Below are 19,757 nucleotides of genomic sequence, written 5' to 3'. Positions count from 1 at the left end.
TCGCTACGCTCGCAAGACTTCCTGCAATGTTCTATCACCAATCTCAATCCTTCTTTCCCTTCTATCCAAAGGGGGGTACGATGTTGCTTCCGTTTCCCAAAGTTGAATCAAAAAATACTTGCATTACGTAAAAAGAAGCTTTATATTTACGGACAGCTTCTTTACCTATTACGGAGTGGGTTCGCAAGACCCACTTTTTTGTTTTCATAAAGTTATAAAAGTGAATAATTTACAAACGCGTATACGAAACATAGTCAGTAAAATTATTGAAAATACTGAATTTAAAATTGTGGATATTGATTTGAAATCCACATCCGGTCGTTATATGTTGCGTGTATTTCTCGATAGTGAAAAAGGGATAATAATAGACCGCTGTCGTGAATTTAGCCGTGAAATTGAGACAGTTCTTGATGCGGAAAATTTTTTAGGTGAAAATTATCTTCTCGAAGTTTCGTCTCCCGGTTTGGAGCGTCCGATCTCACAAGATTGGCAATTTCGCAAAAACATGGGCAGAACCATAATAATGACATATTTATCGGACCAAGGCGATAAAACAATGGAAGGAACTGTGGTTGGCGTGGGAGATAATAATGTTACGCTTCGAGTCCAGTTAGCAAAAAAACAAACTTCAGATATCACCATTGAACTTAGCCAGATTAAACAGGCTAAGATAAAACTGAAGTGGTAGTTGTAAAAAGAATAAATTAGAAAACAAATTAATATAGTGAACCATTTATCGGAGGCAGCATGGAACACGGTGGCATGATAGTCGATGCGTTTACGCAGATTGCCCGTGAAAAAAACATTGAGAAGGATGAACTCAATTTGGTCATCGAGGAAATTTTTAAAATGATGATCAAAAAAAAGTACGGCTCAACGGACAACTTTGATGTGATCGTTAACTTAGACAAACCGGCAATTGAAATTTACCAAAACGTTGTTGTTGCCGATCCGGTAACAAATCCTGTGGCCGAGATTTCCATTGAAGATGCTCAAAAAATGGATCCGGATATGAAAGTCGGTGACGATTATGTACATATCATTGATCCGGCAAGTTTCGGTCGTCGTCTTATTATCAGTGCACGTCAGACACTCAATCAGAAAATACGAGACATCGAGCGCAAACTGATCATGGACGAATTTAAAAACCGTATCGGCGAAATCGTTGTCGGTGAGATCCGCCAGATCAACAAAAATGAAATTTATATCAGTTTTGAGCGCACCGAACTTATCATGCCCAAAATGGAACAAATTTCCAATGAACGTTACAAACGCGGTGATACGGTGCGTGCCGTTATCAAAGATGTCGTGGATGATCCGCGCGGCCCGCGTATCGTGGTATCCCGTGCACAACCCGAATTTCTTCAACGTTTGTTTGAAAACGAAGTACCTGAAATATACGATGGTATTATCGAAATCAAAGCTATTGCCCGTGATCCGGGTGAGCGTACGAAAATCGCCGTATTTTCAAACGATAAACGTATTGACGCGGTGGGTGCTTGTGTCGGCATGAAAGGCGTACGTATTCAGGCGATTGTCAAAGAGCTTAATAACGAAAAAATTGATATTGTCAGTTGGAGTCCTGACGCGGAAATTTTTATTTCTCGCGCGTTGAGTCCGGCCAAACCCTTGCGTGTCGAAGTGGATACCACCGACAAAAAAGCCTTGGCTGTTATCAATGACGATGAGATGTCCATCGCGGTCGGTCGCTTCGGTCAAAATATAAACTTAGCCGCACGTCTGACCGGCTTTCAAATCGAAACAATTAAATACAGCGAATTAAGCGGCGAAGCGCACGTCGAAGAAGCAGCGGACGAGATCGTTGACGAAAACGAAACTCCAGAAGCTGAAACAATTCGTGAAACTACTGTTAAGCCGACGGTTCGCCCGGAGGCTAAACCCGAGGCGCAGCCGGAAGTTTATACAGAAGCTTCGTTGATCGTCGAAGTTCGAGGCGTATCCAAAGCAGTAGCCGAAAAATTACTGGTAGCAGGTTTCGTAAAACTTGGTGATATTGCTTCCATCGAAGAGATCAAAAACGTCGAAGGAATTCCCGAACGTGCCATCAGTCGGTTGGCCGCAGTTATTGAGAACCTGCAACCGGCGACGGAAACGTCTTCCAATGAATAAGTATTTCTTAACTACATAAAAGCGGATTTATGTCCAAAAAAGTATTTCAGCTTGCCAAAGAGCTTTTGGTAAGCCATCAGGAAATCGTAACATTTCTTCAAAAGAGCGGCTTCAAAGAAGTAAAAAATCACATGAGCGGGCTCGATGAGGAAATGATCGAGAAGGTAATGGCTAAGTTTTCCAAAGAGAAAAAACACGCCGATACCTATCAGAGAATAAAAGACAAAAAAGAGAAAAAAGACGAAAAACAAACGTCTATTTTTGAGCTGTCATCCGAGCCTAAACCGGAACCGGAATTAGAACCGGAATCCGTAAAAGATGAAAAGACGGTTAAGGAGGTTTCAGAACCCGCAACAGTGCATCAGACTGAACCGGTGTCGGCTGAGCCGCATGCTGTGCCTGCCGATGAAACGATCTCGGTTGAAGCAAAAAATACAAACGCGGATACGCATCCTTCAGAAAAGAAAAAAGTTGATCTGCTAGAAAACCTGAAATCCTCGCAAAAATCCATCGAGGAATTTAAGCTTGCGTTTGAAAAAGCGCGCCAACAGCTTGAAAAACAAGCGATGAAAGACGAAACTGACCCGCGTCGTAAAAAGAAGAAGGGTGGCAAAGAAGAAGGTGAAGCGGAGCCTGAAGTTTTAGTGGTCGAAGAAAAAGGCGGTAAGAATAATAAAAAGAAAAAGAAGAAGAAAAATAAGATAGACGAAAAAGACGTCGAAGCGGCTATCCGTGAAACGATGGCTAAGATGGATGATTCGCGCACGGCCGGCGAAGAGCGTCAAAAACGGCGTAAGCAAAAACGCGAAGAAAGAGAAGCCGAAGCGGCAGAGTCCGAAGAAGAACGTAATGTGATTCGTGTGCATGAATACCTTTCGGCGCACGAATTAGCCGATATGATGGATGTGGCTGTAGGCGAAATTATTAAAACCTGTCTCCAGCTTGGATTGATGGTTTCTATCAATCAACGCCTGGATATGGATACCATTACGCTCGTAGCGGGTGAATTCGGATACGATGTCGAGCAAGTCAAAGAGTTCGAGGAAAATGAAATTGAAGAGTTGGAAGAGCAGGAAGATGTACCGGAATCAACCCGTGCGCCGATCGTGACGATCATGGGTCACGTTGATCACGGTAAAACATCACTTCTTGACTATATACGTAAGGCGAACGTCGTAGCCGGCGAAGCAGGTGGGATCACCCAACATATCGGTGCTTACGAAGTTACGCTGTCTTCAGGTCGAAAAATCACATTTTTGGATACACCGGGTCACGAAGCTTTTACCGCAATGCGTGCGCGCGGTGCACAGGTTACGGATATCGTCGTGATCGTCGTCGCGGCCGACGATAATGTCATGCCTCAAACGGTGGAAGCGCTTAATCACGCGCAAGCCGCGGGCGTACCTATCATTATTGCGATTAACAAGATTGATAAGCCTGAAGCCAATTCCATGCGTATTAAAACGCAACTTTCTGAAAAAAATATTCTTGTCGAAGATTGGGGCGGTAAATACCAATGCGTGGAAATCTCCGCTAAAAAAGGCTTACACGTAGATACATTGTTGGAGAAGATTCTCCTCGAAGCGGATGTTTTGGAACTCAAAGCGAAAGTAGAATGCCGCGCGAAAGGTACCATTGTGGAGTCACAATTGGACAAAGGACGCGGAGCGACGGCCACAGCGCTGGTCGAGTCAGGTACTCTACACATCGGCGATCCGTTTATTTGCGGTATTTATTACGGTCGTGTGAAAGCTATGTTTGATGAACGCGGTAATTCGGTAAAAGCCGCCGGTCCTTCAACACCGGTGCAGTTGATCGGTTTTGACGGTTTGCCCCAAGCCGGGGATAAATTGGTTGTTACCTCCAACGAACGTATTGCCCGTAACATCGCCACAAAACGGCATCAGCTCAAGCGCGAGCAGGACCATCGCCGCGTCAAATTCCTTACCCTGGATGAAATCTCTAAACAAGTGCGCGACGGCAAAGTATCGGATTTGGCGATCGTACTCAAAGGCGACGTGGATGGTTCCGTCGAAGCACTCAGTGATTCGATTCAACGCCTCAGTACACCCGAAGTGAAGGTCAATATCATTCACCGCGGCGTCGGCGTAATTACCGAATCAGATGTGTTACTCGCATCGGCCTCCGGAGCGATCATCATCGGCTTCCACGTTCGCCCCAATCTCAATGCGCGTAAACTGGCCGAGCGTGAAAACATAGATATACGCTATTACAACATTATTTACGACTGTATCGAAGATATCCGCAAAGCGCTCGAAGGTATGCTTGAACCGGATTATGAAATTAAAATCACAGGTATGGTCGAAATACGTGAAATTTTCAAAATATCCAAGGTGGGTACGGTTGCCGGTTGTTATGTGGTGGACGGAAAAGTCAATCGTACACAGCCCATACGTCTTCTGCGCAACGGCGAAGTTGTATATGAGGGTAAACTTTCATCACTCAAGCGTTTCAAAGACGATGCCCGCGAAGTTGCGCAGGGATTTGAGTGCGGTCTTACCATTGACGGATACAATGATATCAAATCCGGTGATGTCGTCGAGTGCTACGAACGCGTAGAAACCAAACGAACATTATCGGTATGAGCACCCCACGATCATGATCGTCGGAGTCTATAAAATGGATTTATTTATACACGCAAGCGCTTCACTCAAAGAGAAGCGCTTTGTCGTAAAAAGCATAAAAGAAGGCGTTCGACATAAATTTAACGTCAGTATAGCGGAGACCGGCCACTTAGATAAATGGCAACGCGCCGAATTGGGTGTCAGTATGGTCGCCAATGAAGAACATTTAATTCGTAATACGATGGATGCGATCATACATTTTATCGAGGCCAAAGGCCAATGCGAAATCGTAAACCGCGAACTGACCATGTACTAACGATGAGATTAATATGAATCAACGTATGCACCGCGTTCAGGAACTGATATTGCGGGAAATAGGAGTTATCATACAAACGGAAATGCACGATCCGCGAGCCAAATTGGTCACCGTGACGGCCGTCCGTGTATCCAGCGACATGAGTTTTGCGAAAGTATATTTCACCGCGATGGCGCCGCCTGATGAAATCAAAGCCATCAGTAAAGCGCTGGACCATGCCAAAGGTTTTTTGCGCAGCAAAATCGCAGAACGTATCGAAATCAAACACATCCCGGAATTAAAATTTTATTATGATGACACGTTAGCCAATGCCGATCGCTTAGAACAAATATTTAAGCAGATCAAAGGGGAATAAACGCGCGTGTTTCCTGTAATCGGACCGCACGATCTGACGGCGGGAAAATTTTTCAACACCGACGAACTTCGTCTTTTTTTTGACGAAGGAAAAGTTCTACTTATTGACAAACCGGCCGGTTGGACATCCTTTGATGTAGTTAACAAAATTCGTTTTGCCTGCAAAGCCAAGCGGGTAGGTCATGCAGGGACGTTGGATCCTTTTGCTACCGGTTTACTCATTTTGTGCACCGGCAAAGCAACGAAAACAATAGATACATTTTCCGATTTGGATAAAGTGTACGAAGCCGAATTTGTTTTGGGTAAAACTACCGATACATTGGATATTGAAGGACGTATCACGAGTGAAGCGCCGGTGCCGGATTTGAACAAAGCGGTTTTGCAGGAAATTTGCAATAAAAGTATCGGCGAAATAGAACAAATCCCTCCTCAGTTTGCAGCCATCAAGATCAATGGTGTGCCTGCATACAAAATGGCTCGTAAAGGAAAAACTGTAGATATCAAACCGCGCCGGATAACTATACATGCATACCACGTTTTATCTTACAAAGAAAACATATTGCGGGTGATGATAGAGTGTTCCAAAGGGACTTATATCCGTGCATTGGCACGAGACTTGGGAAACGAATTAGGGTGCGGAGCCTTTGTCAAATCGCTGCGTCGCTTATCCATTGGGGCATATTCCGTAGAAAATAGTTCGGATGTGCTGAATATGGCTGAGCGTATAAAACAAGCATTAGCGACATCCGCCGATAAATCATAATTTTATATTCTAAATTTTATGCAAATTTTACAAGGTTTTGACGCGATAAATCCCGATAGACCATCGGTATTTACTATGGGCACATTTGACGGTGTGCATCGCGGTCATCAGGCGGTTATAAAAAAATTAGTCGAAGATGCGCAGGCGTTGAAGGCGCGCTCGGTTATTCTTACGTTTGATCCTCATCCCCAATCTGTAGTTAATCCTGAAAAAGCGAAATCCATACCTATTCTGACTACGATGCACGAAAAGCAAGAGGTCTTTGCCAAGTTGGGGGTGGATGCGCTTCTTATTGTAAAATTTGACCGTTCCTTAATGGAAAAAACAGGGCAAGAATTTGTTGACCAATTTTTGATTCAACGAGCCGGCCTGAAAAAATTACTGTTAGGCTACGATCATGCTTTTGGAAAAAACCGAAGCGGCACATTCGAGTCGTTACAGCCGATGGCTGTCGAAAAGAATTTTATTATCGAAAAATTGCCGGCGTTTGATTTTGATCGTATTGTCGTTAATAGCACGATGATTCGCAATATGTTGAAAGACGGGGATGTAGCTACAGCCAATGATCTTTTAGGCCGTCGTTATATCGTCGAAGGCACGGTACAGCATGGCGCCGGGCGAGGCCGCACGATCGGGTTCCCTACGGCAAACATCCAACCCACACATATGCAGAAACTCATCCCGATGCCGGGCGTTTACGCATGCCGTGTGAATGTGGATGGTTCTTCATTTCCTGCGGTTACTAATATTGGCCAGAGACCTACGTTCGACACGAGTTTGCAAACCGTGATCGAAGCGCATATCCTTGATTTTGATCGTGATCTGTATGATCGATCTGTCGGTCTTGAGTTTATTTATCGTATTCGGGACGAACGTAAATTTTCATCCCGCGAAGAATTGATCTGGCAAATTCGTCAGGATATCCGCCATGCGCGCGAACAAGGTTTTTAGATTTTTTTATTAAAAAAACAATTGACTTACATATTTGCATTATATACATTCACGCGCTTTTGGGTTAAAAGTAAGCCCAATAATTTCAAAAACATAAAGGAGTAAAGAGAATCACATGGCCGTTACCAAAGAACAAAAAATCGAAGTGATTAAAAAGCACGGCGGAACTGCGACAAATACCGGGGCCACGGAAGTCCAGATCGCGCTGCTCACGCAACACATCAACGAGCTCACAAAGCACCTGCAAGAGCACAAAAAAGATCACAGCTCGCGCCGTTCGTTGCTCAAACTCGTTGGTCAGCGCAAACGTTTACTCACGTATTTGACCAAGAAAGATATTGAGAAATATCGTTCATTGATCGCAGAACTCGGTATCCGTAAGTAATTTGTATCAGGCTGTCCCAAAAGCTATCCGTTTTGTTCTCTTTTTGTTAGGTTGAACACGGTGCGTTTTTGGGACAGCCTGTTTTTGTTTATATGTTCATTGAAATGGTGGGATTCGTCTGTTATCTGCATCAACGTCATTCTAAACGAAACCTGACGCACAGTTTTCGCTTAGGCTGACGCGACGTGCGGATTGGCAAACAAAACGCATCACACCGTTTCTTTTTATAGTAATACCTCATAATTAAGGAGAAATGGTATGTTTACAATCAAATCCCGATCCATGGAACTGGGCGGGCGTACGCTCACGATCGAACATGGTCGTGTAGCGCGTCAAGCCGATGGTGCGGTGTGGATTACCTATGGTGATACCACGATTTTGGCAACCGTTGTGTGTGCCAAAGAAATGAAAGAAGGCATTGATTATTTTCCGCTGATGGTGGATTACCGCGAGAGTTCGTATTCTGCCGGTAAAATACCCGGCGGTTTTTTCCGTCGTGAAGGCCGTCCCTCGGAAAAAGAAATTCTTTCAAGTCGTCTTATTGATCGTCCGCTTCGTCCGTTATTTCCCGAAGGATTTTTTTACGATACGATCATCAATGTCAATGTGATTTCGTCGGATCAGGAAGGCAGTGCAGATGTGATCGGCGGTATTGGCGCTTCGGCTGCACTTATGGTCAGCGATGTTCCGTTTGATAATCCGATAGCCTCTGTGCGTGTAGGGCGAATTGACGGTCAAATGATCATCAATCCCACATTCAAACAATTAGAAACCAGCGATATGGATATCGTGGTTTCCGGCACCAAAGACTCCATCGCCATGGTGGAGGGGGAGTCCCGCGAGATTTCCGAAGAAGATATGCTTAATGCGATTCTTTTTGCGCATGATGTTATCAAACAAGTCATTGCGCTTCAGGAAGAATTAGCCAAAGATATTGCGCCCGTAAAAAGAACATTCGACGCCGCAACGTTACCGCAGGATTTTATCAACGACATTACCGCGATCGCTAAGCCGGTCGTGTATGAAGCCGATCGCATCGCAGATAAATCGCTGCGCAACGAGAAACTAAAAGAACTGAAGAAGTCACTCTGCGAACAGTTTGCAGAAAAATATCCGGAGATGGATGCGGCAATCAAAAAAATGGTTGATGATCTCCAGTATGCCGATATGCGTTCGATGATCCTGGATGAAAAGCGGCGCTTAGACGGTCGTACGACGCGCGATATTCGTCAGATCGTATGCCAAACTAGCGTACTTCCTCGCGTTCACGGATCGGCACTTTTTACCCGCGGCCAAACCCAAGCGCTTGTGGCTACCACACTTGGTACCAAATTAGATGAACAGATTATTGACGGTGTGGATTCGGTAGAAACGTACAAACGATTCATGTTGCATTACAATTTTCCGCCGTTTTCAGTCGGCGAAGCACGCGGTTCGCGCGGTCCCGGTCGTCGTGAAATAGGACACGGTAACTTAGCCGAACGCGCACTCAAAAATATGGCGCCGTCCGATGCCGAGTTCCCCTACACGATTCGTATCGTGAGCGATATTTTAGAATCCAATGGCTCAAGTTCTATGGCTTCGGTCTGCGGCGGTTCGCTTTCACTTATGGATGCAGGCGTTCCGATGAAATCGCCCGTAGCCGGTATCGCTATGGGACTTATCAAAGAATCGGAAAAATATGCGATTCTCAGCGATATCCTTGGTGACGAAGATCATTTGGGAGATATGGATTTTAAAGTAGCCGGTACGACCAATGGGATCACGGCATGTCAGATGGATATCAAAATACGTGGTATCTCAACGGAAATCATGCGTGAAGCTTTGGCACAGGCTAAAGACGGACGTATGCACATTCTGGGTATCATGAATACCGCGCTGGCTCAACCTCGCCCGGATATTTCACGGTATGCGCCGAAGATCACAACCATTAAGATCAAACAAGATCTTATCGGTTTGGTGATCGGACCCGGCGGCAAAATGATACGCCACATTATAGAAGCATCCGGTGCAACGATAGATATCGAAGATGACGGTACCGTCAAAATCGGCGCAGTCAATTCCGAAAATGCTGAAATCGCAATCAACATGATCAAAGCGCTTACCGAAGAACCGGAAATCGGAAAAAAATATAGCGGCCCGATCAAGAAGATTACAGAATTCGGCGCTTTTGTCGAAATCCTGCCCGGAAAAGAAGGGCTTCTGCATATATCGGAGATTGATTACAAGCGCGTTGCTAAAGTAGAAGATTACTTCAAACTTGGTGATGTGGTTGAGGTTCTTTTGCAAGATATGACGCAGCGGGATGGTAAAACCAAATATGAATTGAGCCGTAAAGCGCTTATGCCCAAACCCGAAGGTCATGTAGAACCTGAAAAAGATGCCAACCGCGGGCAAGGTCACGAACATCGCCGCAGTAGTCATCATCACAAAAAGGACAGACACTAAGCGTGCCACGTAATTTCATAGTCCCGGAAACGGGAATGAAAACTTTATACGACGAGAATAATTATACCAAGGTCATTCTGGATAACGGACTGACCTTGGTTTCTCAGCATATGCCGCACCTGCGTTCGGTATCTATCGGGGTGTGGATTACAGCCGGAAGCCGGTTTGAATCAGCCGATACGATGGGGATCTTTCACTTTATCGAACATAGCGTATTCAAAGGGACGAAACATCGTAGCGCGTTGCAAATCGCCAAAAGTTTAGAAAATGTCGGCGGCAGCATCAATGCTTTTACCAGTAAAGAGCATACGTGTTTTTATGCGAATATTCTCAGCGAGGATATGGCCTTAGCCGTGGATGTGCTGGCCGACTTAGTGATTCATGCACGATTTGATGCCAAGGAAATAAATCGCGAAAAACAGGTGATTCTAGAAGAAATTCGTGATACGGAAGATACGCCCGAAGAATTTGTACAGGATTATTTTTATGGTCAGGTGTATCGAAATCATCCGATGGGTTATAATATCCTTGGAACACCGCAAAGCGTAAAAGTTTTGGATCGTAAAAGCATAGTGGATACGTATCGTAAATATTACGTACCATCCAATATGGTGGTGTCTGTTGCAGGTAATTTTGATGAGGCCAAACTGCAATCGGTCATTGCAAAAAAATTTGTATTTCCAAAAAGTTTGCGTAATACATCCTACTGGCCGACGGGTTTCGAAAAATATGCCATACGAAATACTCCGTCAAAAACTGAGGTAGTTGAAAAGAAGATCAATCAAGCACATGTGTGTATGGGAGTGACGATTCATGAATCCTATACCGATGATCATCGTTTTGAATATCTAGTTCTCAATACCGTGCTTGGCGGCGGTATGAGTTCGCGTTTATTTCAAAAAATTCGTGAAAAGATGGGCTTGGCGTATTCCATATACAGTTTTGTTGATTTTTTAAATGACGGGGGCATTTTTGGAGTGTATTGGGCCACCGATAAAAATCAGGTCCAAAAAAGTGTGGATACGGTAAAAGCCGAATTACGTAAGCTTGCGGATAAACCGATTACAGCCGGAGAATTGCGTATGGCCAAAGCGCAAATCAAAGCAAATCTTCTTTTCGGCCTTGAAAGTACCAGTACGCGCATGATACGTTTGGCAAAAAATGAAATTTATCTTGGCAAGAAAGTAAATATCGGTGAAATCACTAAATTGATTGACCGACTTACGATCCGAGACATCCAAAAAACAGGGAATACGCTTGCAAAACTTGTAGATAAAATGCAAATTTCAATTGTTCAATAATCTGGACCAAATTCTAGGAGACGAAGTCATGATTATAGGTGTACCTAAGGAAATCAAAACCAAAGAAAACCGTGTCGGTCTTTTGCCCGTAGGCGTAGCCGAACTCAAAAAACACGGTCATACTGTGATAGTCGAAAATAATGCCGGTGTAGGCAGCGGTTTCGACAATGATGCATATGTCAAAGCCGGAGCTGAAATCGTACCGACCCCTAAAGATGTTTACGGTCGTGCTGATATGATCGTCAAAGTCAAAGAGCCGATCAAACCGGAATACGAATTGATTCGCGAGAATCAGGTCGTATTTACGTATTTTCACTTTGCTGCCGATCGTGCTTTGACCGAAGCGATGATCAAATCCAAGTGTATTGCGATCGCTTATGAAACGGTTCAACGTTCGGATCGTAAGTTGCCTTTGCTTGATCCGATGTCAGAAGTAGCAGGACGTATGGCGGTCCATGCCGGTGCTAAGTATCTTGAAAAAACGTTTGGAGGCCGCGGATTACTTCTGAGCGGCGTTCCCGGCACTGAACCCGCAACCGTCGTTGTGATCGGTGGAGGTGTTGTAGGTACCAACGCTGCAAAAATAGCCGCTGGTTTCGGTGCGCGTGTCATTATGATGGATATTGATTTGTATCGTTTGCGTTATTTGGATGATATTATGCCCAAAAACGTACATACCATGATGTCCAATAGCTATAATATCGCCGAAGTGATCAAACATGCCGATCTCGTGATCGGTGCTGTTTTGATACCCGGAGCCAAAGCCCCGCACCTTATTACACGCGATATGCTAAAAACCATGAAACCCGGTGCCGTAATCGTGGATGTGGCTGTGGATCAGGGTGGTTGCGTTGAAACAACTAAACCTACGACACACGAAGAACCGATCTACAACATAGACGGTATCGTACACTATTGCGTTGCCAATATGCCCGGTGCGGTTCCGTTTACGTCGACGGTCGCTTTGACCAATGCAACACTGCCGTATGCCGTACAATTGGCCAATAAAGGCTGGGAGAAAGCCGTCAAAGACAATCACGAACTTTTACTCGGATGCAATATCCTCAATGGAAAAGTCGTTTATAAAGGCGTCGCTGATGCGTTTGACCTTCCTTATGTTCCGGTAGAACAAGTCGTCAAATAATCGTTTATACAAAGAGCGGTAATCTGAAAAGGTTGCCGCTCTTGTTTTAAAGCCTAGTCCGGAGTGAATCTATGACCGAACCGATCAAAAAAATATACTATACGATCAGTGAAGTTTGTGAAAAAACCGATCTGAAGCAGTATGTACTTCGGTATTGGGAAACGGAATTTGATGCGCTGAAGCCGCTTAAAAACCGTTCCGGTAACAGAGTTTATACGGAAGACGACATAGATAATATCCTCAAAATAAAGAAACTACTGTACGAGGATAAGTTTACGATCGAAGGCGCCAAAAAAAGAATGTTGGGGGATACAGAACAACTCCCGGTTGTACCGGTTCCTCAAAACAATAATAATAGGGAAAAAGCACATCATCTGATCGAAGATATCCGACTGGATATAGAGACGCTCTTAAAGCAACTGTAATCCGTAAAACACTCCTTAAGCCTTACTTCGCACAGTTTTAAAAAAAAGATATGTCAGAAATTGTCAAAAGACATTACGACCAGCTATTGGCAGATGTCTATACTTGGATGTATGGCGGGTTTGATGCCCAATACTCTGAAAATCTTAAGTTTTTTAAGGAACAAGGTATTATCCCATCCAGCAAAGGTACAGCTTTGGACTTGGGAGCAGGTAGCGGGTTTCAAACATTAGCACTAAATGATTTAGGTTTTGATGTTTTGAGTGTTGATATAAGTGATAAACTTTGCTCCGAATTGGGAGCACGTACTAAAGATCGAAAAATTGAAGTTTATAATTCGGATATTCTAAGATTTTTAGAAGTTACAACAAAAGAATTTGAAGTAATTGTTTGTATGGGAGATACGATTACACACTTTGGTTCCAAAGAAGATATTTATAAATCTATCAGACTATGCTCCGAAAAAACAGTTCCCGGAGGTTCCTTTATTTTATCTTTTCGCGATTACAGCGTGGAACTTTCAGGTGTTTCACGGTTTATTCCGGTTCGATCAGATGCAGAAAAGATATTTACGTGTTTTGTTGAGTATGCTCCCGAAAAAGTTTATGTGCACGATATTTTAAATATCAGGATTAGCGAAAAATGGGAGCATAAAATAAGTGTTTATCCTAAATTGAGGCTCTCGGTGGATTGGATGAAAGGGGTTTTGGAGTCCAACGGTCTGCGAATAACATGGTCCGAAACGTCTAAAGGTTTTGTGCGACTAATCGCACGCAAGGTCTAAATTGCCGATTTTATTTGAAATTGTTTTGATAATCCGCATAGCGTTTATATATTTATATCTGTAAAATCAATTATTTGGAGTTATAATAGATTTCATGGCACATGTTCTTACGGCGAAAGAAATTCGTAGTCAATTTATCCGTTTTTTTGAAGAGCGCGGGCATCGTTTTGTACCATCCAGTCCGGTTGTTCCTAATGACGATCCGACGTTACTTTTTACTAATGCAGGGATGAACCAGTTTAAGCCCATTTTTTTGGGTACCGAAAAACGAGACTATACACGAGCGGCCAATTCGCAAAAATGTATCCGCGTCAGCGGCAAACACAACGATCTCGAAGAAGTAGGGCACGATACATACCACCATACATTTTTTGAAATGTTGGGTAACTGGTCATTTGGGGATTATTATAAGACCGAAGCGATACAGTGGGCATGGGAACTTTTTACGAAGCAGTGGGGGTTGCCTAAAGATCGCCTTTATGCAACCGTGTACAAGACGGACGATGAAGCGGTCGAAACTTGGAAAAAAGTTACGGATATCAATCCGGATCATATTTTGCGATTTGGAGAAAAAGATAATTTTTGGGAAATGGGCGATACGGGACCGTGCGGGCCGTGTTCAGAAATACATATTGATCTTACACCGGACGGGAATGGCGGCAAATTGGTCAATGCCGGGTCACCCGAAGTGATCGAACTCTGGAATCTGGTGTTCATACAGTTTAATCGAAATGCCGATCGCAGCCTGACTGAACTACCGGCTAAACACGTTGATACCGGTGCCGGTTTTGAACGCGTTGCACGGGTTTTACAGGGTAAAACTTCGAACTACGATATTGATTTGTTTACTGATATTATTTCAGGAATTGAAAAAGTAGCGGGAAAAAATTACGCCGAATCCGCGATTCAGGCGCCGTTTCGTGTCATTGCCGACCACATCCGCATGTTGACGTTTTCTATAACGGATGGTGCTATTCCGGGCAACGACGGCCGAGGTTATGTTTTGCGGCGCATTCTGCGGAGGGCTGCATTATATGGTCGTAAACTCGAATTGCATGAACCGTTTATTTACAAGCTTGTTGCCAATGTCGTTGGTGCGATGGGTGATGCTTTTCCTGAAATCCGTGCACGACAGGAGTTTGTCGAGCGCGTAATCAAAACCGAGGAAGAAAATTTTAATAAAACACTTGATCGCGGTATCGAAGTTTTTGAAGACATGGCACGCAAATTGGAATCTAAAGGCATAAAACAAATACCGGGTGCGGATGTATTCAAACTTTATGATACGTTCGGATTTCCGGCGGATATGACGCGTGTGATGGCGACCGAGCGCGGCCTTTCTGTGGATGAAGAAAAGTTTACGGAAGAAATGAAGGCGCAAAAACAACGTTCGCGTGACGAAGGAAAAAAAATATTTATCAATAAAGAGATAAAATGGGAAACGTTCGGATCCGAGGTTAAAACCAAATTTATCGGGTATGATGTTTTGGAAAGTCAGGCCAAACCGTTGAAATATTTCCGTGATGGTAAATTGATACAAATGGTATTTGATCAAACGCCTTTCTACGCGGAGTCCGGCGGTCAGGTCGGTGACAAAGGTACGGTGACGATCGGAAACCATGTATTTGAAATTTGGGATACGCAGCGTGTGGGGGATGACGTCGTGCATTTTGCGGATGATTTTGAGAATTTTTCATTATCGTCAGCCGCATCCGCACAGCTTTCCGTTTCCAAAGATCATCGCGAGCCGACCATCAAAAATCATTCGGCCACGCATTTATTGCATTCGGCACTGCGTTCAGTTCTCGGTGAACACGTTCATCAGTCCGGTTCCGTAGTTGAGCCTTATCGTTTACGATTTGATTTTTCGCATTTTGAAAAAATCACGGATGACCAGTTGAAGAAAATCGAAACCATGGTGCAGGAAAAAGTATTTGAAAACATTGCTTTGCAGCACCATCGCAATATACCGATCGCCGATGCGAAAAAAATGGGCGCGTTATCGTTTTTCGGAGACAAGTACGGTGAATTTGTCAATGTGGTGCAGTTTGGCGAATACAGCAAAGAATTTTGCGGCGGCACGCACGTGCCCTCGACGGGGAAAATCGGTTTTTTCAAAATCGTGTCCGAATCCAGCATCGCCTCCGGTGTGCGCCGGATTGAAGCCATTACCGGATCCGTCGCGGAGGGATTATTCCGAAATCAATATGCATTGCAAGAATCATTACGGCACACGCTCAATTGTAAACCGGAAGAAATCTCGGAACGCATCGAATCTTTGATCAATGATCGTAAACTTCTTGAAAAAGAACTGTCGGATCTTCGTCTGCAAAGTGTGACTAGCCAATTAGACGGTTTGATTGCATCCGCCGTTATGGTTAACGGATTTAAAGTAATTACTCGCAAAATAACATTGCCGTCAGGAACGGAATTGCGTGCGGTGGGTGATCAGCTGCGTGAGAAATTGACTTCCGGTGTAGGTGTCCTCGCCACCCAAGATACGATCCTTTGTGTGGTCAGTGATGATCTGATCCGTGATAAAAAACTGCACGCCGGAAATCTGGTAAAAGCTATTGCACAAATAGCCGGAGGAAGCGGCGGGGGCAGACCGCATTCGGCAACGGCTGGTATTAAGGATATTTCCAAACTGGATGCTGCATTAGCAAAAGTAAACGAACTCGTGTCGATGTAATTTTTTAGAAATTCAACGATGAAAAAAAGTAAAACACCCCAAAAAGCGAAATCAAGATCGACCAAAGACCTTCCTCTAAAGAAGAAACATAACGGTGCCTCTGGGGGAGATGGAAAAACTGTTCAAATTCAATCTAAAGGCCGACTAACAAAGATACTCTCTGAAAAATACAGAAACGGAAACAAGTCACTACCGGTCAAACCGTCTTCACACACCGCACCAAAAGAAACCGGAACGCTGATGGTTAGCGTTTCCGGCATACGTGGTATCATCGGTGAAAGTCTTACGCCGGAAGTGATCACAAAATACGCGGCCGCTTTTGGCACGTGGTGTAATGGCGGTACGGTTGTTGTCGGTCGGGATTCGCGGGTGTCCGGCGAGATGGTCAAAACACTCGTGACCGGTACATTGCTTGCCGCGGGATGTAAAATCGTAGACATCGGTATAGTACCTACGCCGACGGTAGAGATCACAGTCAATGATATGAACGCGCACGGCGGTATTGCCATCACTGCAAGCCATAATCCCATCCAATGGAACGCGCTGAAACTGATCGGACCTAGGGGGCGTTTTTTGACACAGAGTCAGATGAATGAGGTACTCGAAATAGCGGATCGTAAATCCACCTTGCTTGCAACATGGGATCGCATCGGAAAAATCAACTATTATGATCACGCCATTCAAAATCATATTGATCATATTCTAGAACTAGAATACATCGATGTGGAGGCGCTGCGAAAACGTAACTTTAAAGTTGTAGTGGACTGCGTGAATGGCGCAGGCGGCGTGATCGTGCCCAGACTTCTCAAAGAACTGGGGTGTAACGTAGTGGTGATCAATGAAGAACCGCATGGCGTGTTTCCTCGTAATCCGGAGCCATCTGTTGATAATCTAAAAGCACTCGAAGAAACGGTTCGCCAACATCAAGCCCATATTGGTTTTGCCGTTGATCCTGATGTTGATAGGTTGGCATTGGTCAACGAAAAAGGCCAAGCCATCGGTGAAGAATTGACCTTAATGATCGCAACGGACCTCGTTTTATCACGCAAAAAGGGCCCGGTTGTCGTCAACGCATCTACCACTATGGGCATAGATCAAATTGCCTCCATGTACGGCGTTCAAACTCATCATACACGTATTGGTGAAATCAATGTTTCCATCAAAATGGAAGAGATAGACTCCGTCATCGGCGGCGAAGGTAACGGAGGCGTGATCTTACCGGAAATTCATCTTGGCCGCGATGCATGTACCGGGATTGCTCTTGCCTTACAGTATGTATTACAAAAAAATAAACCGTTTTCAGAATGTGTAGCCGAGCTTCCTTATTTTATCATGAAAAAAGATAAAATCGAATTGCATGATATTGATGCCGATGCTGTCATGACCAAAATACTTAAGGATCAGAAAAAAGGCCGCGTAGATACGGTGGATGGTGTTAAAATTATTTTCGAAGACGGATGGATTCATTTTCGCAAGTCCAATACCGAACCGATCATGCGTATAATAGCCGAAGCGCGTACGCAAGAAAGATTGGATAATATGATACAATCGTTTACCTCATACTTTCATTAAGTATGTATATCCGTTCAGAACTATACTCAGAGGAGACATACATGAAAAGAAATTTGTTTTTTTTGATGCTCGGGACGTTGCTGATTGGGTCTTCGTCCGTATTTGCACAAAAACCGACTTGGGTGGATAACCCCGGTTCCTATTCGGCCGAAAATTTTGTTTCCGTAGGCGTTGCTAAAGACAGCCGGCCTGATAAAGCCAAAGAAAAAGCCGAAAAAAAATCTAAAGCAGCTCTCGAAAAACTGCTTCGTAACAAATATCCCAAAAAAGACGTCAAAGGTGCTATGACGTCGTTACGTTTTGAAGCCTATTATCAGGATCCGGCAACAAAATATTATTATGTTTTAGCTCTTATTCCTATTGAAACGTTGGATAAAGATTATGCCAAACAGAAAATGATGGATCGCAATCGTTCAGCCGCGATGGGTGCCGTAGCAATGCTCAATGCGCAAACGAAAAAAGATCCGGATGTCATAATAGTGCGTGTAGATGAAGAGGTAGGTGAAGAACCGGCCACGGAGGCGGTCACGCCAGAAGAGAGCGAAAAACCTGTCGTATCGCCAAAGACGTCAACGCCAGTTTCTACAACACCGTCCACAAAAGCGACTTCAGTTAATTCGACGGTTAACAGTGCGCCCAATGGTGGAAGCGGGGTTACAGATTTCAAGTCCAAATCACTTGGGAGCTATAAATGGACAGATCAAGATCAAAACTCCAAATACAGTTTTCTGGGTGACGGCCATATGACAGTGTCTATCGCTTCCGGCGAATATTGGAATCCGCAAGAACCGAATAAGAGCGCCCCGCGCCTTGAGTTACCCAACGTAAAAGGGGATTTTGAAGCCATAGTAAAAGTAAAAATGGATTGGTCGCGCTACTATAGTGCCGGGTTTGGACTTACGGCTCACAATGGCAATCAAAATGTACGTGCGTTTGTGTTTTATAACGGCGCGTATGTGTATGTAGAAGGTTATGCCGGCGGCATCGAAGTACCGCGCACTGAAAAAAGTATTGAAGCATTTAAGGATTTTGGTTATCTCAAACTTGTGCGTAAAGGCTATACTTGGACGGCTTACTACAGCACGATCGCCGACGACTGGGTAGAATACGCTACATTTGAAACCGAATTTCCTGAAACTGCTAATGTCGGTTTAGTATTGCTTAACGCCGAAGGTTCCACGGTACAGGCCAAAGTGGAATTTGTTCAGATAAATCAGTAATTCGCGATATTTTGCCTAAATAAAAGGTTGCCTTAAGAGCTCTTTTTTGAAAGCGGACAGATGTGGTATTTGTTTTAATTTTGAAAAAAATAAATTTCACATTCTATACGTTCGAATTAAGCTTTTGAGGCAATCTTTCTATTTTTTCAGGTCTTGACACATTTTTCATTTCCTACCGTTTTAAACATCCATTAAAAGCAACAAAAACAAGAAAATGCTTGACATGCGAGGGCTTTTTGTATATATTTGCACCTCGTTTGGATAACTATATATTTTTATTAGCTTTTCGCTCTTAAGTGTAGCATGTGTTGAACTTAGAAAAGGCTACTTGTCCAACGAAAAAAGCTCTTTAAAAAAAATTATTTTGTATGTAATTGCGGGAGTAACTCAGTTGGTAGAGTTCTTGCCTTCCAAGCAAGATGTCGCGAGTTCGAGTCTCGTCTCCCGCTCGATAAATGCAGTATTGCAAAGCCTGTGTAGCTCAGATGGTTAGAGCGCGTCCTTGGTAAGGACGAGGTCATCGGTTCAATTCCGATCTCAGGCTCCACGAACAACATCAACTTACTCTTGACACTCAATACGAGGAGATGCCATGGCAAAAGAGAAATTTAACCGTTCAAAGCCGCACGTGAATGTGGGCACGATAGGCCACGTGGATCACGGTAAGACGACATTGACGGCAGCGATCA

17 protein-coding genes and 2 tRNA genes are annotated in these 19,757 nt (G+C 44.1%); all 19 read left to right on the top strand.

Features of this window, described 5'->3' with window-relative positions; genetic code table 11:
* Positions 1-220: 220 nt before the first annotated feature.
* Complete coding sequence (locus tag HUU58_15005) at positions 221-688, top strand: ribosome maturation factor RimP (protein ID NUN46982.1); 468 nt, start codon at positions 221-223, stop codon at positions 686-688.
* 59 nt (positions 689-747) lie between these two features.
* Positions 748-2,130, top strand: a complete 1,383-nt coding sequence (gene nusA, locus HUU58_15000) for a transcription termination factor NusA (GenBank protein NUN46981.1) — start codon at positions 748-750, stop codon at positions 2,128-2,130.
* Between the two features lie 29 nt (positions 2,131-2,159).
* Complete coding sequence (infB, locus tag HUU58_14995; GenBank protein ID NUN46980.1) at positions 2,160-4,736, top strand: translation initiation factor IF-2; 2,577 nt, start codon at positions 2,160-2,162, stop codon at positions 4,734-4,736.
* Between the two features lie 34 nt (positions 4,737-4,770).
* Entirely contained in the window at positions 4,771-5,031 is a 261-nt protein-coding gene (locus tag HUU58_14990; protein NUN46979.1) for a DUF503 domain-containing protein, read from the top strand.
* 13 nt (positions 5,032-5,044) lie between these two features.
* Complete coding sequence (gene rbfA / locus HUU58_14985; protein ID NUN46978.1) at positions 5,045-5,386, top strand: 30S ribosome-binding factor RbfA; 342 nt, start codon at positions 5,045-5,047, stop codon at positions 5,384-5,386.
* A gap of 33 nt (positions 5,387-5,419) precedes the next feature.
* Positions 5,420-6,148 (top strand): tRNA pseudouridine(55) synthase TruB, encoded by a 729-nt coding sequence (truB, locus tag HUU58_14980; GenBank protein NUN46977.1) that lies wholly within the window; start codon positions 5,420-5,422, stop codon positions 6,146-6,148.
* An 18-nt stretch (positions 6,149-6,166) separates the two neighbouring features.
* Positions 6,167-7,099: a bifunctional riboflavin kinase/FAD synthetase gene (locus HUU58_14975; GenBank protein NUN46976.1), complete on the top strand. Its 933-nt coding sequence runs from the start codon at positions 6,167-6,169 to the stop codon at positions 7,097-7,099.
* Between the two features lie 115 nt (positions 7,100-7,214).
* Complete coding sequence (gene rpsO, locus HUU58_14970; protein ID NUN46975.1) at positions 7,215-7,484, top strand: 30S ribosomal protein S15; 270 nt, start codon at positions 7,215-7,217, stop codon at positions 7,482-7,484.
* 258 nt (positions 7,485-7,742) lie between these two features.
* Positions 7,743-9,932, top strand: coding sequence for a polyribonucleotide nucleotidyltransferase (gene pnp / locus HUU58_14965; GenBank protein NUN46974.1), 2,190 nt, complete (start codon positions 7,743-7,745; stop codon positions 9,930-9,932).
* A 35-nt stretch (positions 9,933-9,967) separates the two neighbouring features.
* Positions 9,968-11,233 (top strand): insulinase family protein, encoded by a 1,266-nt coding sequence (locus tag HUU58_14960; GenBank protein NUN46973.1) that lies wholly within the window; start codon positions 9,968-9,970, stop codon positions 11,231-11,233.
* A 28-nt stretch (positions 11,234-11,261) separates the two neighbouring features.
* Positions 11,262-12,377: an alanine dehydrogenase gene (ald, locus tag HUU58_14955; protein NUN46972.1), complete on the top strand. Its 1,116-nt coding sequence runs from the start codon at positions 11,262-11,264 to the stop codon at positions 12,375-12,377.
* Between the two features lie 71 nt (positions 12,378-12,448).
* Positions 12,449-12,802 (top strand): MerR family transcriptional regulator, encoded by a 354-nt coding sequence (locus tag HUU58_14950; protein NUN46971.1) that lies wholly within the window; start codon positions 12,449-12,451, stop codon positions 12,800-12,802.
* A gap of 50 nt (positions 12,803-12,852) precedes the next feature.
* Entirely contained in the window at positions 12,853-13,584 is a 732-nt protein-coding gene (locus HUU58_14945; GenBank protein ID NUN46970.1) for a class I SAM-dependent methyltransferase, read from the top strand.
* Positions 13,585-13,678: 94 nt separating this feature from the next.
* The gene (gene alaS / locus HUU58_14940) at positions 13,679-16,276 is read left to right on the top strand and encodes an alanine--tRNA ligase (protein NUN46969.1); all 2,598 of its coding nucleotides are present in this window, start codon (positions 13,679-13,681) and stop codon (positions 16,274-16,276) included.
* A gap of 240 nt (positions 16,277-16,516) precedes the next feature.
* On the top strand, positions 16,517-17,848 hold the full coding sequence (glmM, locus tag HUU58_14935; GenBank protein NUN46968.1) for a phosphoglucosamine mutase: 1,332 nt from the start codon (positions 16,517-16,519) through the stop codon (positions 17,846-17,848).
* A gap of 41 nt (positions 17,849-17,889) precedes the next feature.
* A complete protein-coding gene (locus tag HUU58_14930; protein ID NUN46967.1) occupies positions 17,890-19,068 on the top strand; it encodes a hypothetical protein in 1,179 nt (392 codons plus the stop codon).
* A gap of 376 nt (positions 19,069-19,444) precedes the next feature.
* Positions 19,445-19,517: transfer RNA gene (locus HUU58_14925), tRNA-Gly, on the top strand.
* 21 nt (positions 19,518-19,538) lie between these two features.
* Positions 19,539-19,615 (top strand) — tRNA-Thr (locus HUU58_14920).
* 45 nt (positions 19,616-19,660) lie between these two features.
* On the top strand, positions 19,661-19,757 hold a 97-nt coding region (locus tag HUU58_14915), incomplete at its 3' end, for a hypothetical protein (GenBank protein ID NUN46966.1).

The organism is bacterium (assembly GCA_013360215.1).
Taxonomy (GTDB): Bacteria; CLD3; CLD3; order SB21; family SB21; genus JABWCP01.
Note: the sequence above shows the minus strand (reverse complement) of the source record. Positions and strands in the feature narration are given on the sequence as shown.

Excerpts from the sequence above, each read along its gene's own strand:
- HUU58_14960 (NUN46973.1), top strand. The coding sequence starts at position 9,968 with ATGAAAACTTTATACGACGAGAATAATTATACCAAGGTCATTCTGGAT.
- nusA (NUN46981.1), top strand. The coding sequence starts at position 748 with ATGGAACACGGTGGCATGATAGTCGATGCGTTTACGCAGATTGCCCGT.
- glmM (NUN46968.1), top strand. The coding sequence starts at position 16,517 with ATGGTTAGCGTTTCCGGCATACGTGGTATCATCGGTGAAAGTCTTACG.
- alaS (NUN46969.1), top strand. The coding sequence starts at position 13,679 with ATGGCACATGTTCTTACGGCGAAAGAAATTCGTAGTCAATTTATCCGT.
- HUU58_14990 (NUN46979.1), top strand. The coding sequence starts at position 4,771 with ATGGATTTATTTATACACGCAAGCGCTTCACTCAAAGAGAAGCGCTTT.
- HUU58_14975 (NUN46976.1), top strand. The coding sequence starts at position 6,167 with ATGCAAATTTTACAAGGTTTTGACGCGATAAATCCCGATAGACCATCG.
- HUU58_14950 (NUN46971.1), top strand. The coding sequence starts at position 12,449 with ATGACCGAACCGATCAAAAAAATATACTATACGATCAGTGAAGTTTGT.
- pnp (NUN46974.1), top strand. The coding sequence starts at position 7,743 with ATGTTTACAATCAAATCCCGATCCATGGAACTGGGCGGGCGTACGCTC.
- HUU58_14945 (NUN46970.1), top strand. The coding sequence starts at position 12,853 with ATGTCAGAAATTGTCAAAAGACATTACGACCAGCTATTGGCAGATGTC.
- HUU58_14930 (NUN46967.1), top strand. The coding sequence starts at position 17,890 with ATGAAAAGAAATTTGTTTTTTTTGATGCTCGGGACGTTGCTGATTGGG.
- rbfA (NUN46978.1), top strand. The coding sequence starts at position 5,045 with ATGAATCAACGTATGCACCGCGTTCAGGAACTGATATTGCGGGAAATA.
- rpsO (NUN46975.1), top strand. The coding sequence starts at position 7,215 with ATGGCCGTTACCAAAGAACAAAAAATCGAAGTGATTAAAAAGCACGGC.
- ald (NUN46972.1), top strand. The coding sequence starts at position 11,262 with ATGATTATAGGTGTACCTAAGGAAATCAAAACCAAAGAAAACCGTGTC.
- infB (NUN46980.1), top strand. The coding sequence starts at position 2,160 with ATGTCCAAAAAAGTATTTCAGCTTGCCAAAGAGCTTTTGGTAAGCCAT.